This window comes from Brevibacterium moorei (assembly GCF_024580735.1).
Classification (GTDB): domain Bacteria; phylum Actinomycetota; class Actinomycetes; order Actinomycetales; family Brevibacteriaceae; genus Brevibacterium; species Brevibacterium moorei.
Genome location: NZ_JANIJX010000031.1, coordinates 1 through 15144, shown reverse-complemented (window position 1 = coordinate 15144; position 15144 = coordinate 1). Strand labels below are relative to the sequence as shown.

At 69.2% G+C, this 15144-nt stretch carries 13 protein-coding genes; 6 read left to right on the top strand and 7 right to left on the bottom strand.

Translation table 11 applies throughout. The features are described 5' to 3' along the window. Positions 1–46 precede the first annotated feature (46 nt). From NQ034_RS14650 to NQ034_RS14640, 3 genes are all read left to right on the top strand, one after another. Positions 47–556, top strand: a complete 510-nt coding sequence (locus NQ034_RS14650; RefSeq protein WP_257049747.1) for a hypothetical protein — start codon at positions 47–49, stop codon at positions 554–556. 82 nt (positions 557–638) lie between these two features. Then, positions 639–1232, top strand: a complete 594-nt coding sequence (locus NQ034_RS14645; protein WP_257049745.1) for a GNAT family N-acetyltransferase — start codon at positions 639–641, stop codon at positions 1230–1232. A 54-nt stretch (positions 1233–1286) separates the two neighbouring features. Further along, a complete protein-coding gene (locus NQ034_RS14640) occupies positions 1287–2714 on the top strand; it encodes a folylpolyglutamate synthase family protein (protein WP_257049743.1) in 1428 nt (475 codons plus the stop codon). 59 nt (positions 2715–2773) lie between these two features. Here the strand turns inward: NQ034_RS14640 and NQ034_RS14635 are convergent, their stop codons facing one another. Both NQ034_RS14635 and NQ034_RS14630 read right to left on the bottom strand, forming a co-directional pair. Further along, a complete protein-coding gene (locus NQ034_RS14635) occupies positions 2774–3742 on the bottom strand; it encodes a glutamate racemase (protein WP_257049742.1) in 969 nt (322 codons plus the stop codon). Continuing rightward, positions 3739–4872 (bottom strand): HAD domain-containing protein, encoded by a 1134-nt coding sequence (locus NQ034_RS14630; protein WP_257049741.1) that lies wholly within the window; start codon positions 4870–4872, stop codon positions 3739–3741. The genes NQ034_RS14635 and NQ034_RS14630 overlap by 4 nt, the downstream gene beginning before the upstream one ends. A 35-nt stretch (positions 4873–4907) precedes the next feature. Here NQ034_RS14630 and NQ034_RS14625 point away from each other — a divergent pair, with 35 nt between their 5' ends. Further along, positions 4908–6500: an amidase gene (locus NQ034_RS14625; RefSeq protein ID WP_257049740.1), complete on the top strand. Its 1593-nt coding sequence runs from the start codon at positions 4908–4910 to the stop codon at positions 6498–6500. 109 nt (positions 6501–6609) lie between these two features. Continuing rightward, positions 6610–7170, top strand: coding sequence for an HdeD family acid-resistance protein (locus NQ034_RS14620; RefSeq protein WP_257049739.1), 561 nt, complete (start codon positions 6610–6612; stop codon positions 7168–7170). Positions 7171–7293: 123 nt separating this feature from the next. Here NQ034_RS14620 and NQ034_RS14615 read toward each other — a convergent pair whose 3' ends face one another. From NQ034_RS14615 to NQ034_RS14595, 5 genes are all read right to left on the bottom strand, one after another. After that, the gene (locus tag NQ034_RS14615; protein WP_257049738.1) at positions 7294–9111 is read right to left on the bottom strand and encodes an ABC transporter ATP-binding protein; all 1818 of its coding nucleotides are present in this window, start codon (positions 9109–9111) and stop codon (positions 7294–7296) included. Next, positions 9111–10037, bottom strand: a complete 927-nt coding sequence (locus NQ034_RS14610) for an ABC transporter permease (protein ID WP_257049737.1) — start codon at positions 10035–10037, stop codon at positions 9111–9113. Before NQ034_RS14610 ends, NQ034_RS14615 begins: the two co-directional genes overlap by 1 nt. Continuing rightward, positions 10034–10987 (bottom strand): ABC transporter permease, encoded by a 954-nt coding sequence (locus NQ034_RS14605; RefSeq protein WP_257049736.1) that lies wholly within the window; start codon positions 10985–10987, stop codon positions 10034–10036. Before NQ034_RS14605 ends, NQ034_RS14610 begins: the two co-directional genes overlap by 4 nt. Further along, the gene (locus NQ034_RS14600; protein WP_257049735.1) at positions 10984–12546 is read right to left on the bottom strand and encodes an ABC transporter substrate-binding protein; all 1563 of its coding nucleotides are present in this window, start codon (positions 12544–12546) and stop codon (positions 10984–10986) included. Before NQ034_RS14600 ends, NQ034_RS14605 begins: the two co-directional genes overlap by 4 nt. Positions 12547–12737: 191 nt before the next feature. Next, positions 12738–13949, bottom strand: coding sequence for an Nramp family divalent metal transporter (locus NQ034_RS14595; protein ID WP_257049760.1), 1212 nt, complete (start codon positions 13947–13949; stop codon positions 12738–12740). A gap of 243 nt (positions 13950–14192) precedes the next feature. Here NQ034_RS14595 and NQ034_RS14590 point away from each other — a divergent pair, with 243 nt between their 5' ends. Next, positions 14193–14951 (top strand): MgtC/SapB family protein, encoded by a 759-nt coding sequence (locus NQ034_RS14590; RefSeq protein ID WP_257049733.1) that lies wholly within the window; start codon positions 14193–14195, stop codon positions 14949–14951. Positions 14952–15144 lie beyond the last annotated feature (193 nt).

The window sequence follows — 15144 nt, the reverse complement described above, 5'->3', positions numbered from 1 at the left end:
CCGCGCGGGGGATGCCGCGCGGGCGCGCGCTGTGCAGGCTTGAAGCATGGAAGAGCAGAGTACAGCGCTGATCGCATGGCGTGCGAAGTCCCAGCTGATCACCGCGGCCCAGATGTTGTCGGTCTTAGGCGTCCTGGTGCTGTTGGGCACTGCAGCTCTGCTGCCGGGTCTGGCCGGTGATGTGGCATTCTCCAATCCCGAGGCCGCGCAGCTGCGCGTGCCCTATCTGGCCGCCGCCGAGGCCGCCCACCTCTGCGTGGTGGTGGCAATCGGCGCGGTATGGTTCGCGCTGGGCCGGATCCGGGATGCGCGCTGCGATTACGGCCGGGCGGCTGCTGCCCTGTGGATCGCGGCAGGCGGGGTGTCCGGCGCTGTGCTGGTGTGTCTGGGGATGCTCGTCCACCTGTTCTGGGTGCACTTCGCCGGTGGGGGCAATTTCCCCGCGCTGACTTTGCTGGTCCTGGTGGGATGCCCGAGCACGTGGGCCCTGGTGGCAGCCGCCCGCTGGGCCGGTGCCCTGCAAAGGCATGTCGCCCGCGAGGACACGCTGCGCTAGGCCGCAGTCCGATAGCCTCGCGCCGGCCTGCGGCCGAGGTCCTGTCCCCACCCCGCGCCGTGCAGCCGATTACGCTTGAAAGATGAACTCCGATGCGCCGACACCCGATGCGCCGGCGGCCAAAACGCCGAACCCCCTCGTCCTGGAACGTCTATCCGCGGATTCCGCGGGTGACCGGGCCCGAGTCCTGCGGTTGCTGGAGTCCGATCCGGGCTATTCGCTGCGGACCACCGGCAATGCGCCCGGTCCGGACGACGCCCGCGCGATCCTGCACGATCTGCCACCGGGACTGGCAGCGGATCGGAAGACGGACCTCGGCCTGTGTGCCGCACCCGGCGGCGAGCTGATCGCCCTGGCCGATGTCCTGTGGGGCTGGCCGGAGCCCGGGACCGCGCATATCGGCCTGCTCATGGTGGCCGGCCATGCGAGCGGACGGGGCAATGGCCGCATCCTGCACGAGCGGATCGTCGAGCTGGCCCGCCGGCGCATCGCTGCCCACCGGAACCAGGCCATCGACCGCCTGCGCCTGGCAATCGTCGACTCCAACGCCACGGTGGCACGGCCGTTCTGGGAGGCACTGGGATACCGGCCGACGGGGGAGAGCCGGCCGTATCGGGCGGGCAGTGTCACCAGCCGCTCGACGATCTGGACGCTGCCGGTCACGGCCTCGGCTTGAGGCCGCGGTGCCTGCGCTTGAGGTCAGCCGGTTCCGCCCCACTACCCTGGAACCATGGTCGCCCGTAAAGATCCAGCCGATGAGCCCTTTTTCCGTGAATGGAACGCCTGCCGGGGTGCGCTGACCCCGGACGGGCGGCCCATGAAGCGCTCGAAGGCCCGCTCCGCCCAGTTCCGTGACCTGCTGTTCGCTGACCTCGCTCCCGCACACCCGTCCGATCCGGGAGCCGACGCTCGCCTGCCCCTGCCCGTCCCCGCCCTGCTGGTGGTGGGCAGCAAGGGGAAGGGGACCTCGGTCGCGGCGGCCAGCTTCGCCCTGCGCGAGCTGGGATACACGGTCGGCACCGTGTCCAGCCCGCCGCTGCGCTGGGACGGTGAGCGGATCCGCATCGACGGGCGCACGATCACCCCGGCCGAATACGCGCGGGCCTCCGCCCTGGCAGCGGACACGCTGGCCCGGATGCCCCGTCTTGGCGCGCCCGCGCCCGACGGAACCGTCGGCTACCTGCCGCCCTCGGGCCTGTACACGCAGGTGGCGATCCGTTATCTGCTGGACCGCGGGGTCGACGCGCTGGTCGTCGAGGAGGGGCTGGGCGGGGCCAGCGACGATGTGTCGCTGTTCGACTTCCCGGTCGTGGCGCTCACCCAGGTCTTCGGCGAGCACCTGGACGTCCTGGGCGGCAGCCTGGACGCGGTCGCGGCCGATCTGCTGGGCGTGGTCTCGCCGGCGACCCACACCGTGCTGTCCTTCCCCGACCAGCCCGCCGAGGCCCGGACCCGCTTGGCGGCGCTGAATACCGCGGACGCCCCGCGCGCCCACTACATCGACGCGGTGCCCATGGAGGACGCGGCGCCGCCTGTTGCCGCAGGCGCCCAGTCGGCCGTTGCGGCCGGGCGCGCTCCAGTCCCGCCCACCACGGACCTGACCGGGACGAATATCCGTCTGGGGGTGGCCGCGGCCATCACCCTGACCGGCCTGCGCAGGGGCTATGACGACATCGTCGCCGAGGCCCGGACCCGCCTGAACCTGCCCGCCCGCCTCTCGCGCCACGAGCACGCTGGGCTGACCTGGCTGGTCGATGCGGCGATCAATCCCGCCGGGGTGCGCGCCGCACTCGCCGGAGCCCGGGCGGAACTGGGCGGGGATCCCGTGGTCATCGCCGGCTTCCCCGACACCAAGGACGTCGACGCCTGCATCGCCGAACTCGCCTCGCTGCCGGATGCGAACATCGTGCTCGCCGGCGCCGGAACGGACTATTTGAGCTATGCTGCGGCGCGGCGCTACGCCGACCGTTTCGGACCCGTGGCCGAGGTCCCCGCAGCCCTGGCGCGCGCCGTCGAATTGGCTCGGGGGCGGGACTCCGGTGCGGCCGGCGGCCCCGCTGCGGTCAGGAGCACTGCCGGAATCCTCACGGTGGGCACGATGAGCTTCGCCGGCATGGTGCTCGAGGCCCTCGACGCCGATGTCAGCGCCTGGTGGTGAAACGACACCTACAGGTGCAGGACTAAGCGTGTGCAGGGCCACGTATTCGGGTCGAGTCCTCAGCCGTTCATCGTCAGCAGGCGGCGGCCCGCGGCGAAGTGGGACACCGCATCCGGCAGGGGCTCGGCCCGGCCGGACATGTAGGTGGCCAGAATCCTCCCCTGTGCCGGGGGCTCCGGCGGCAGGGTCGGGACCAGGATGGTGCCGGTGTCCACGGATTCCCCGGCACCCTGGCCGTCCGCGCCGGGGCCCTGCGTCCCAGCGGAGCTCCCGGCCTCGTCGATCCCCAGGCGGCGGGCCGTCTGCGCGGCGACCGCGACGGGGGAGTCGAACAGGTGGCGGGTCTGTGGCCGCAGTTTGAGGATCCGATCGGTCACCAGGCCGTAGTGGGTGCAGCCGAGCACGATGTTCTCGACCTCGTCCGGGGTCGCCGCACAGCCGGCCAGGATGGCCTCGTCGATCGCAGCCGGGTCCGCCGCATCGATCGCGCGCGACAGTCCTGGACAGCGCACCGGGTACACATCCGCGGGGCTCAGCCCGGAGCCGGCTGCGGGCACGTCGGTTCCGCCCGCGCCGGGCAAGGAAGCCCCCGCGCCGGGCACGAACTCCTCGATCAGCCTGCGCTGATAGGCGCTGCCGGTGGTCGCGGTGGTGGCCCAGACGGCGAAGGGCCTGCCGGCCTCGGCCGCGACCTTGATCGCCGGCACGGTGCCGATGATCGGGATGCCCGGTTCGAAGGTCTCGCGCAGCAGATCCAGGGCGTGCACGGACGCGGTGTTGCAGGCGACGACGATCGCATCGGGGTCCCACTGCTCGATCGCATGGGCGCTGGCCAGCGCGCGCCGGCCCACGTCCTCGTGGCTCAACCGCCCATAGGGCGCGAAATCCGGGTCCATCGCCAGCACCAGATCGGCGCCGGGCAGCCGAGTGTGCAGTGCATCGGCGAAGTCGACCAGACCCAGGCCGGAGTCCAGCACCCCGATCACAGGCCGCTCGTGCGGCACACTCTTGCGCAGGCTCAGCGTCATCTCCGTGTTTCCCCCTCCACCCGTCCGGGCTCCTGAACGCCCTGATCCTCTTCATCCAAACGCTTACGCCGCAGCCGGGGATTCCCCTGCAGCCGCAGTTTCTCCTGTGACGTCGACTGCTCCGGCTCCCGTTTCGGCTCCGTGGCCGAGGCCCCATGCGGGGCCCACCCCTGCGCGGGCTCACGCTCTGCGGCGTCCTGCGCCGGCACCGGTATCTCCGCCGGCTCCTGTGCATTCGTCGCGGCCGGCGCCGGGCGCGCAGCCGGCGTGCGCCCAGTCGACCCGGGCGCGGCCTCGGCCGCTCCGACCCCGGCCCCGGATCCCTGCGCAGCCCCGGCACTGCGGGCGACCCCGGATCCCCGCGCGGGAACCGCAGCAGGGTGGTCCATCCGCCGCCGTGCGGCCTGTGCCAGCGCGATATCGCGGGCGCTCGGATTATCGCCCGAGAGCGTGCCGGGGTGGGCCACTCTACGGTGCCTGCGCGCTGGCTCTGCCGGCTCCAGCGTGCGCGGCGCGACCCTGCGGGGGCGGCCGTAGGTGAAGTCGCGGATCAGCGCCAGGTGCTCCTCGGTCAGGCCCGTGGCAAAGGGCGGGGCGACCATCAGCAGGCGCTCGCCGTAGCGGTCCGCGAAGTACTCCCTGGTCCCGGGTGCGACCAGGTCGTCGTCGACCCACACCGCGCGGTCGTGGTCGTGCTCGTCGAGCCACTCGCGCACGATCCGGGCCTTCCACCAGGACAGTGGATCGTTCGCCAGCCGGTTGTAGGACTGATCGGGCATCGTCATGGCGGGGTAGCTGTGCTTGAACTGCAGTGCCGGCTCGATCTCCGTGCGGCAGCGGTCGGACCAGGTGGACAGCCAGACGATATCGGCCAGCTGCGTGTCGACCAGGTGGTCGAGCATCTTCACGATCCGGGGTCGGTAGTGCAGTTCGTAGTTCCAGGCGAAGACCGCGCGGCGCTTCTCGGCGCGGAAGCGCTGGGGCGGCACGGGGAAGGAATTGAGCACGCCGTCGACGTCGAGGAATACGGTGACGTGTCGCGCGGCCCGCCGCTCGGAATCCCCCGCGTGTCGCGCGGAAGACCCGGCCGTCGGGCGGCGATTCTCATCTTCCGTCGTCCCAGTGCCCATCCCAAAGAGTCTATAGGGCTGACACAATGGCCGATATGACCGACGACACTCTCAGCGACACCCATGCAGACCTCCACCGCCTGACCGTGCTCGATGCCCTGGCCCTGTTCCGGACCGGCGAGCTGTCCCCGGTGGACTACCTCGAGGCCCACCTGGCCCGGATCGGGGCCCTCGACGGCAGCGCAGAGACGGGCGGGATCAACTGCATCGTCGATACCCTGGCCGAATCCGCCAGGGCCGCGGCCCGCGACGCCGAGGACGCCTACGCCGCCGCGCGCACCGCCGGCTCCGTGGTGGCCGGGCTGGGAGGCAGGGCGGCCGCGGGCGCCGGCATCACCTCGGCTGAAACCGAGGGCGCCCAATGGCCGGGCGGACCCGGCACCGACAAGCCGCTGCTGGGCATCCCGCTGCTAGTCAAGGAGCAGCACAACCTGGCCGGCCACAGCGCCACCCGCGGCTCTCAGGGTCGGCAGGGCCAGGTGGCCCCCGCCGATGCGCCGATCGTGGCCCGGCTGGTGGCCGCCGGCGCCATCCCGTTCGCCCGCACCACCACTCCGGAGCTGTCGTGCGCGACCTTCACACAGACCCGCGAATGGGGGATCACGCGCAATCCCTTCAATCCCGAGTTCACCCCGGGTGGGTCCTCGGGCGGTTCCGGTGCGGCCGTCGCGGCGGGCTTCGGGCCCCTGGCGACCGCCAGTGACATCGCCGGTTCCACCCGCGTGCCCGCCGCCTTCTGCGGACTGGTGGGTTTTAAGACGCCGTACGGCCGCACGCCCGGCACCCAGCCCTTGAACGCCGACTGGTACCGCGGCGACCATGTGCTGGCGCGCTCGGTGGCCGATGCCGCCTATGCCACGAACGTCATCATGGGCATCGACGCGCACGAGGCGAGCACCACCGAGCCCAATCCCGTGCTGGACTACGAGCGCGCCCAGGCCATTGCCGACCGCCGTGGCCCGGCCCCGGACCTGACGGGCTGGCGGGTGGCGGTCAGTGCGGACCTGGGCTGCTATGCGGTGGACCCGGCGGTGGCTCAGAACCTGCGCACCGTGGCCGAGGCCCTGGCGGGCGCGGGCGCGAGCGTCGAATGGGTGCCGGTGGGCCTGGACCTGACCGAAGTGCAGGCTGCCTCGATGACGCACTACGGCTATGTGCTGGCCGAGTACATGGTCGACGCGGTCGGCGGCGATGAGCACTTCGGGGATCTGGAGGACTATGCGCAGGTATTCGTGGACAAGACCAGGGCGGCCGCCGGTGAGCGCTCGATGTTCGCCGGCATGGCACTGGAGGCCCGCGTGCAGAATGCGATCGCCGACGCCATGGCCGGCTACGACGTGCTGCTGACCCCGACCTCTGCGGTGCAGGCCCTGGAGGCCGGCAACGCCTATCTGGACGGGATCGAGCGGCCCGATGGGCACCACGACTTCTATTGGGAGGCACATATGACGGTGCCGTTCAACATCGCCAACCGCTGCCCCGTGGTCTCCGTGCCTTCGGGCCTGGGGTCGACCGGGGTGCCCACGGGTGTGCAGATCGTGGGGCACCCCTACCGCGATGATTCAGTCTTCCCCGTGGCCGCCGCGCTGGAGCACCTGCTGGATTGGCCGCGCCCGCCGATGTTCTGAGCGGTACCCGGCGGTGTTCCGCCCCGCGTTCGGCAGTGTCCCGGGGACGCGGGGCGAGCCGTGATGCTCACCTCGTGAAATTCGAAGCACCGGCAAGTAAGCTTGAAGTATGAATGCTAAGAGATTTTCGACCATGATGATCATCGGCGGCATCGTCGTCCTGGCCTTCGGCTTCCTGGCCATTTTCTGGCCCCAGGTCGTTGCCAACGCCTTCGTCGTCGTGTTCGGCCTCTATGCGATCGTCGACGGGATCCTCAAAACCGTCATGGCGGCCAAGGCCAAGGGGGCGCCGGGCCGCGGCATGGTGATGACGATGGGCATCCTGGGTATCCTCGCCGGCCTGTCGCTGGCGCTGATCCCGGCCATCGGGATCGCCGTGGTCATGACGATCATCGGCATCTGGCTGCTGCTGCGCGGGCTCGTCGACATCGTGTCCTCGTTCACCGACCGGCTGGGCTTCGGGGCCTCGCGCTGGATGCTCATCCTGTCCGGCGTGCTGTGGATCATCGTGGGCATCATCGTCATGTGCTTCCCGGTTTTCACGGCCAGCGTGTTCACCATCTTCATGGGCGTGATCGCCGCCGCCGTCGGCGTGGTCACGATCTTCCTGGGGATCCTGCTGCGCGGCGTGGAGACCACGGTCCGCAGCCAGTTCGACCAGCTGCAGTGATTTCAGCTGCAGTGAGCTAGCCGAACAGGCAGCATCGCAAGCGCAGATTCACATCGTGTGCGGAGATACCCGCACACGATGTGAATCTGCGCTTGCACTGTCTCCGAGCACCGGCCGCGGCCCCTACAGCGTGGCCAGATCGGCCAGCAGCTGCTTGGTGTAGTCGTGCTCCGGGTGCTCCAACACCCTGTCCACCGGCCCGCGGTCCACGATGTGCCCGCGGTTGAGCACCGCCACATGGTCGGCCACGTGCCGGGCCAGGGTGATGTTGTGCGTGACGAACAGCATCGCCAGCCCGCGCTCCTCGCGCAGTGTGCGCAACAGCCCGATGATCGAGGCCTGCACCGAAACGTCCAGCGCACTCGTGATCTCATCGCACACCAGCACCCGTGGCGCATTCACCAGTGCCCGGGCGATCGCCGCGCGCTGCCTCTCGCCGCCGGACAGGTCGCCTGGGCGCCGGTCGAAGAACGACCTGCCCAAGCGCACCGCGTCCAGCGCCTCCAGCACGGCGTTCTTGCGCTCGCCGGCAGGCAGGCGCTTGCTCATATTCAGCGGCACCATGAGCGACTGCCCGATGGTCCGCCGCGGGTTCAGCGATGAGAACGGGCTCTGGAAGATGTACTGGATCTCCTGGCGCTGATCGATGGTGCGCTTGCGGGTGCTGCGCTCCAGCTGCCGCCCATCCAGGTGCACGCTGCCCGAATAATCGTCGTTGAGCCCCGCAATGCACCGTGACAGGGTCGTCTTGCCCGATCCGGATTCGCCCAGCAGCAGGATCGACTCGCCCTGCTGCAGGGTCATGTCGATCCCGTCGAGGATCGTCGCCGGACCATAGGACAGGTGCAGATCGCGCACCTCGAGCACCGCGCCCTCGGGCCGCGGCTCGCTGGCATTGCGCCAGTGTTCGGGATCAGCAGCCGAGGCGGTTTCGGCTACCAGCGCACCCGCGCTCCCGCGTGGCTCGCCGTCGGCCACCGCCGGACCCGCGCTCCCGCCGGCGGCTGCGGCGGTTGGCCCGGCCTCGGCGCCGAGGACCTTCCTCCCGGCCAGGTCGGGGACCGCGCGCAGCAGCCTGCGGGTGTAGTCGTGCTGTGGAGCGTGGATGACCTGTGCGACGGTGCCCTCCTCGACCACCTCGCCGCGCAGCATCACCGCGACCCGGTCGGCCAGCTCCGCCACGACCGCCAGATCGTGGGTGATGTAGAGACCGGCGACATCGTGCCTGCGGGTCATGTCCCGGATCGTGTCGAGCACGTGCGCCTGGGTGGACACGTCGAGGCCGGTGGTCGGCTCGTCGAGGATGAGCACATCGGGGTACATGGCGAAGGCCATGGCGATGCCGATGCGCTGCTGCTGCCCGCCGGAGAGCTGATGGGGCCAGCGGCGCTGATAGGCCCGGTCCGACGGCAGGCCCACGTCCTCCAGCGTCTGCGCGACGCGGGAGCGGCGTTCGGCCTCGGAGGAGCCGAAGCCGTGGATGTCGAGGACCTCGCGGATCTGCTCGCCCACCCGGATCGCGGGATTGAGGGACAGTGCCGGGTCCTGCGGGATATAGGCCACGCGGTGCCCGCGCAGGCTGCGCAGTTCCTCGGTCCGCAGCTCCATCACCTCGACGGTGCCGCCGTCGCGCGGGTACAGGCGCACATCCCCGCCTGTGTATTCCAGGCCGGAGCGGAAGTGGCCCATGCAGGCCAGGCCGGCCGTGGTCTTGCCGGAGCCGGACTCGCCCACCAGGCCCAGCAGCTGACCACGCTCCAGGGTGAAGTCCACGCCGTGCAGGATCTCCGCCCCGCCCACGGCTGCGATCCGCAGCCCGGCCACCGTGAGCACTGCGGCGCCGGAGGCGTTGCCGGGTGCCGCACTGTCCGGTGCCGTGCCGCCGGGTACCGCACTCGCGGTGCCGGCCTCGGCCACGGGATTCTTGTCGTCGTGCGTCATCACGCCTCCACATTCGTATTGGCGGTGGCGCGGGCGATCGCGTCCGCCAGCAGGTTCGTGCCGATGGTCAGCACGGCGATCGCCGCGACGGGCAGGAGCACTCCCCAGGGCTGGACCGACAGGGCGATCCGGTTCTCGTTGATCATCAGGCCCCAATCGGCCACCGGCGGCTGCATGCCCAGGCCCAGGAAGGACAGGGAGGCGATCGTGCCGATCGAATAGGTCAGGCGCAGGCCGGCCTCCACGCTCAGGGGGCCGGTGATGTTCGGGGCGATCTCCTGGACCACGATGCGCCAGCGCGGCACCGCGTACATCTCGGCGGCGCGGATGTAGTCCTCGCCGATCACCCCCAGGGTGGCCGCGCGGGCGACCCGGGCGACGCGCGGGGCGTGGGTGATGCCGATGACGGTCACCAGGACCCAGCCGTGGGTGCCCAGCACGGTGATCGCCAGCAGGGCGAAGACCAGCTGCGGGATCGCCAGGAGCACATCGTTGATGCGCATGATGATCTGGTCGACGACCCCTCCGGCATAGGCGGCGAAGATGCCCAGCAGTGCGCCCAGGGCCAGTCCCAGGGCCGTGGCCAGCACGGAATAGCACAGCAGCCGCAGGCCGCCGGCCAGGAAGCGGGCGGCCACCGAGCGGCCCAGGTCGTCCGTGCCGAAGATGCCCGAGTCCTGGAAGGGCTTGTCGGCGAACTCGGTGGGGCCGAAGCCGGTCAGCGGTTGGGCCAACAGTGGGCCGAACACGGATATCAGCAGCACCAGACCGGTCAGGATGATGCCGGTCCTGCCCTCGCGCAGGGCCCAGACGCGGCGTACCGCGCTCACGTGTGCGCTGGCCGATTCCTTCGCGGGGTCGGCGGCGGCGTTCTGCGCGCGGTCCCGTGCCGGGTCCTGGGCGTTCATATCGGTCCTCGTGTTCATGCCGCGCTCCTGATCTTCGGATTGGACAGGATCCCTGCGATGTCCGCCAGCAGGTTGACGACCACGTAGAGCGCGGCGACCAGCATGGAGATCGCCTGCACGACCTGCACATCGCGGAAGGTCACCGCGTCGATGAGTGCCTGGCCGATTCCCGGGTACCGGAACAGGAATTCGATGACGACCACACCGCCGGCCAGCCAGGCCAGCTGGATCGCGATCACCTGGGCGACGGGCCCGATCGCGTGCGGCAGCGCATGGCGCAGGATCACGCGGCGCTCCGGCACGCCCTTGAGCCTGGCCATTTCAACGAACCCGGAGTCCAGCACCTCCAACATGGTGGTGCGCATCATCCGGGCGATATAGGGCGCGACCACCAGGGCCAGGGTGATCGTCGGCAGGACCAGCTGGCTGGGCAGGGTCCAGACCGGGGTGCCCGGTGGGGCCATGGTGACCGCCGGCAGGATCCGGAAGACGGAGGTGGCGAAGATGCTGATGAGTGCGATGCCGATGACGAACTCGGGCAGCGCGGCCAGCAACAGCGTGACCCAGGTGATGGCGGAATCGGTCCGGCCGCCTCGGCGCAGGGCCGACCAGATGCCCAGGGCCACGCCCAGCGGCACGGAGATGACGGCCGCCAGGCCCATGAGCACCAGGGTGGCCGCGATCCGGTCGCCCAGCAGGGCGCTGACGGGGCCGCCGCTGGCCACCGAGGTGCCCAGATCGCCGGTGAACAGGCCGCCGAGCCACATCAGATAGCGGGTGACGGCCGGTTCGTCCAGGTGCATCTGCGCGTTGATCGCGGCGACGCGCTCCGGGGTGGCCTGCTGGCCCAGGATGGCGCGGGCCGGATCGCCGGGCAGCAGCAGGGTCGCGAAGAAGACGATGAGGGAGACGGCCAGGAGGATGAAGACGGAGAAGACGAGGCGCCTGGCGATGAGTTTGGCGATCATTTCACGTCTCCGATCCACACCTTGGCGAAGGCATAGCGGCCCAGGGGATAGCCGCTGGCGCTGGTCTCCAGGCCCACCACATAGCTCTGATAGGCGTCGACGTTGTTGGCGAAACCCCAGATGATGTAGCCGCCGTCGTCGTAGAGCATCCGCTGGGCGGCCTCCATGTGCTTCTTGCGCTGGGCGGGGTCCAGTGCGGCCTTGCTCTTGGCCAGCAGCTCGTTGTAGTCCGCGTCGTTCCAGTGCGTCTCATTGAACGGAGAGGCCTTCACCGTGCACTGATCGGCCTGGGGCAGGAAGTTCTTGGTGTTCCAGAAGGATTGGGAGAACGGATAGGACAGGTAGTTGCCCTCGCCGTAGAAGGTCGTGGAGTCCACGCGTTTGATGGTCACGGTGATCCCGGCGTCCTTGGCCTGCTGGGCGTAGACCTGGGCGGATTCCACCACTCCAGGATTGATGGGCGCGGTCACCAGTTCGACGCTCAGCCCGTCCGGGTAGCCGGCGTCGGCCAGCAGCTGTTTGGCCTTCTCGACATCGCGCGTGCGCTGGGGGAATTTCGGACCCTCGGGATCCATCGGCGCGAAGATGTCGTTGCCGATCGTGCCGTAGCCCGACAGGACCTGGTCGATCATCTGCTGGCGGTCGACGACCAGCCGGAAGGCCTGGCGCACGCGTTTGTCGTCGAAGGGCTTCTGGTCCACCCGCATGGTCAGGGGCAGCCAGCGGCCGGTCACGGAATCGAGGATCTTCATCCGGGGATCGGCCTCGATCACCTTCACCAGGGCCATTGGGATGGCCGCCACGCAGTCGACCTGGGAGCTCAGCAGGGCATTGATAACGGCGTCGTCGTCGTTGAAGTTCAGCAATTGGACCTGGTCGAGGTAAGGTTCGCCGTCCCAGTAGTGGGGGTTGCGGACCAGGGTGGTCTGCTGGCCGGGTTCGAAGGAGTCGAGCATGAAGGGGCCGGTGCCCACCGGTTCGTCCGGGTCATAGTCGCGCGGCACGATGTTGTTGTCGACCTGGGACAGGGTGTCGTCGAAGATGCTGTTGGGCGCCTTGAGCCGGAATTCCACCGTGGTCGGTCCGGTCTTGACCACCTTGTCCAGGGTGGCCAGGCCCGCGGCCCCGGTTCCCGGGTTGTCCGGATCGGTGATCCGCTTGAAACTGGCTATCACGTCCTCGGGCTCCAGGGGCCTGCCGTTGCTGAACTTCACCCCGGAACGCAGTTTGACGGTCCACACGGTCGCGGTGTCATTGGGTTCGATGGAGTCGGCCAGGCGCATCCGCAGTTTGTATTCGCGGTCGCGGGTGGCCAGGCATTCGTAGAGGTTCTGGGTGCGGGCGTAATCACCCTGATTGGTGGCGGTGTGGGCGTCAAGGGTGTCCGCGGAGGACCCGCCGGTGATCCCGACCCGCAGGGTCCCGCCCTTCTGCGGCGGTCCCGAGGTGTCGAATTCGAGTTGCGCTCCGGGGCCGGAGCAGGCGCTGAGCAACCCCAGGGCGGCTAGTACGGTGACTCCGCCGAGCATACTGCGGCGGTTGATGGGGGCTGGTGGCATTGTGGTTCTCACTCTTCCCTGCAGCGCCGGGTGTGACGCCTTCGTCCGGGTAGTCGGTATGTGAGCGCCCCATTTCATGGGTGGTATACGTCACATAGATCTACCCATCAAAGGTAGTGAGATTCTACCGATATATCAAGTTGGTTTGTCGGAACCGGGGTCGGCGCGGGTGGTGCGGGGGAGTCCTCGGCCTACCCGATCCCCAGCACCGTCATGACGACCAGTGCCACATTCAGGGCGATGATCGCCGCGACGATCAGCCAGGCCAGAGCCTGCAGCCACGGCCCGTTGACCCGCTCTCCCATGGTCCGTCGCTGCCCGGTCAGGGTGACCAGGGGGACGAGGGCGAAGGGGATGCCCAGGGACAGCGCCACCTGGCTGAGCACCAGGGCCCAGGTCGGGTCCACGCCGGCGGCCAGGATCGCCAGCGCGGGGATCAGGGTGACGACCCGGCGCAGCAGGATGGGGACGTGTTTGTGCAGCAGCCCGGCCATGATCTCGGAGCCGGCGTAGGCGCCAACCGAGGTCGACGCCAGGCTCGAGGCCAGTAGCCCGATGGCGAAGGCGATCCCCACGCCCGCGCCCAGGTGATCGGAGATTGCGGCGGCCGCGCCCTGGATGGTGTCGGTTCCCTCGACTCCGGGCAGGGAGGCTGCGGCGATGAGGATCATGGCGATATTGACCGTGCCGGCCAGGATCAGGCCCAGTACCACGTCCACCCGGGTGATGCGCAGCAGCCGGGTGATCCGCGCGCGAGCCCTGGGCCCGGCTGAATCGGGTTCGAGCACATGGCCGAAGCGATCGCGGACCAGCGTCGAGTGCAGGTAGATGGCGTGCGGCATGACGGTGGCGCCCAGCATGGAGGCGGCCAGCACCACGGAGTGCGCGCCCTCGAAACGGGGCACCAGGCCGCCGGCCGTCTGCGACCAGGACACGGGGCTGACGACCAGGCCGGCCAGGAAGCCCACCGCGATGATGAGCAGGAAGGCGATGATGACGCGTTCGAACACGTGCTGGCGGCGTTTGCCCTGGGCTGCCAGGATCCCCATGGAGATGACGCCGGTGATCAGCCCGCCCAGCAGTAACGGTAGGTCGAACAGGATGTTCAGGGCGATCGCGCCGCCGATCACCTCGGCCAGGTCGGTGGCCACTGCGACGAGTTCGGCCTGGATCCAGAAGGCGATCCGCTTGCCGCGGGACAGGCGGGAGCCGATGAGTTCGGGCAGGCTGGCCCTGGAGACGATCCCCAGCTTGGCCGACAGGTACTGCACCACGACCGCCATGGCGTTGGCCAGGACCAGAACCCACACCAGCTTGTAGCCGAATTCGGCCCCGGCGGACAGGTTTGCCGCGACGTTTCCGGGGTCGACATAGGCGACGGCTGCGACGAAGGCCGGGCCCATGAGGCGGAGCAGGCGGAGGGTGCCGCTGGAGGGGTGGCGGGGTTTGGCGGTCGGGGATCCGTCGCGCAATTAAGACTCCTTGAAGAAGAATGTTTGACTGGTCTAACAATAGCATCTCGGAGAGCGCTGCCGCTGCCCGTGGCCTATGCTTGAGGGGGCCTTGCGGGAGCACTCCGAGGGATTCGGCTGCCGAGTCGGTGCCACCCGGGGCCGCCCGTTCCCACCCTTGAGGAGAGTGATCCGATGTTCACCGTGTGGTTCTCCGGAATCGCGTCCTCGGCCTTTGCCGAGCAGACCGGGATGCTGCTGGCCGCCTTCCTGCTGTGCTCGCTGATCGGCCTGGAGAGGCAGATGCGGCAGAAGAGCGCGGGGTATCGCACGCACGTCCTGGTGGGCCTGGGCGCCTGCCTGTTCACCCTGGTCTCCGCCTACGGGTTCAAGGAGGTGCTGGGCCACGATGTCAGCCTGGACCCCTCCCGCATCGCCGCGCAGGTGGTTTCGGGCATCGGCTTCCTGGGCGCCGGCGTGATCTTCAAGGGCCGGAACATGGTGCGCGGCCTGACCACTGCTTCCACCGTCTGGGTCTCCGCCGCGGTCGGTATGGCCTGCGGGGCCGGAATGGTGCCACTGGCCGCGGTCATGACGCTGCTGTTGCTCATCATCCTGTTGGTCATCGCCCCGGTGCTCAAGCTCATTCCCAACCCGGACCGGCGCAGGCTGGTCAAGATCAGCTATCTGGACGGCTCGGGGGTGCTGCGCGACATCCTGCGCACCGCCTCGGACCTGGGCTTCTCCGCCTCGATCGACAAGACCAGGCGGATCACGATCCGCGGCAAGCGCGCGGTGGCCGTGGACGTGCGCTTCTTCGGCAAGCCGCCGCTGCGCAACCTGCTGTCCGCCCTGGCCGAGCTCGACGGTGTCGAGCGCCTGGAGCTGCGTGGCACCGTGGTCGATTCCGACGACGATACGGCGGATACCCCTGCAGCGCAGGTTGAGGGCTGAGGGGTGTCCGGACACTGGGTGCTGGGCTGCGGCATCCACTGACCGGTTCATGCAGGTTTTCGGACTTGTCATGTCTCAGGACATCGGGGCCACGTGATGTCTCAACCAGGTGTGTCCATTGATGTCTCATGACTTCGTGTCCATCTCGGGTCGATGCGTGTATTTCGGATCGTTGAGGAATCCTCTGGGGCGT

Coding starts and splice junctions, on each gene's coding strand:
- NQ034_RS14650 (WP_257049747.1), top strand. CDS start 47: ATGGAAGAGCAGAGTACAGCGCTGATCGCATGGCGTGCGAAGTCCCAG.
- NQ034_RS14645 (WP_257049745.1), top strand. CDS start 639: ATGAACTCCGATGCGCCGACACCCGATGCGCCGGCGGCCAAAACGCCG.
- NQ034_RS14640 (WP_257049743.1), top strand. CDS start 1,287: ATGGTCGCCCGTAAAGATCCAGCCGATGAGCCCTTTTTCCGTGAATGG.
- NQ034_RS14635 (WP_257049742.1), bottom strand. CDS start 3,742: ATGACGCTGAGCCTGCGCAAGAGTGTGCCGCACGAGCGGCCTGTGATC.
- NQ034_RS14630 (WP_257049741.1), bottom strand. CDS start 4,872: ATGGGCACTGGGACGACGGAAGATGAGAATCGCCGCCCGACGGCCGGG.
- NQ034_RS14625 (WP_257049740.1), top strand. CDS start 4,908: ATGACCGACGACACTCTCAGCGACACCCATGCAGACCTCCACCGCCTG.
- NQ034_RS14620 (WP_257049739.1), top strand. CDS start 6,610: ATGAATGCTAAGAGATTTTCGACCATGATGATCATCGGCGGCATCGTC.
- NQ034_RS14615 (WP_257049738.1), bottom strand. CDS start 9,111: ATGACGCACGACGACAAGAATCCCGTGGCCGAGGCCGGCACCGCGAGT.
- NQ034_RS14610 (WP_257049737.1), bottom strand. CDS start 10,037: ATGAACACGAGGACCGATATGAACGCCCAGGACCCGGCACGGGACCGC.
- NQ034_RS14605 (WP_257049736.1), bottom strand. CDS start 10,987: ATGATCGCCAAACTCATCGCCAGGCGCCTCGTCTTCTCCGTCTTCATC.
- NQ034_RS14600 (WP_257049735.1), bottom strand. CDS start 12,546: ATGCCACCAGCCCCCATCAACCGCCGCAGTATGCTCGGCGGAGTCACC.
- NQ034_RS14595 (WP_257049760.1), bottom strand. CDS start 13,949: ATGGGCCCGGCCTTCGTCGCAGCCGTCGCCTATGTCGACCCCGGAAAC.
- NQ034_RS14590 (WP_257049733.1), top strand. CDS start 14,193: ATGTTCACCGTGTGGTTCTCCGGAATCGCGTCCTCGGCCTTTGCCGAG.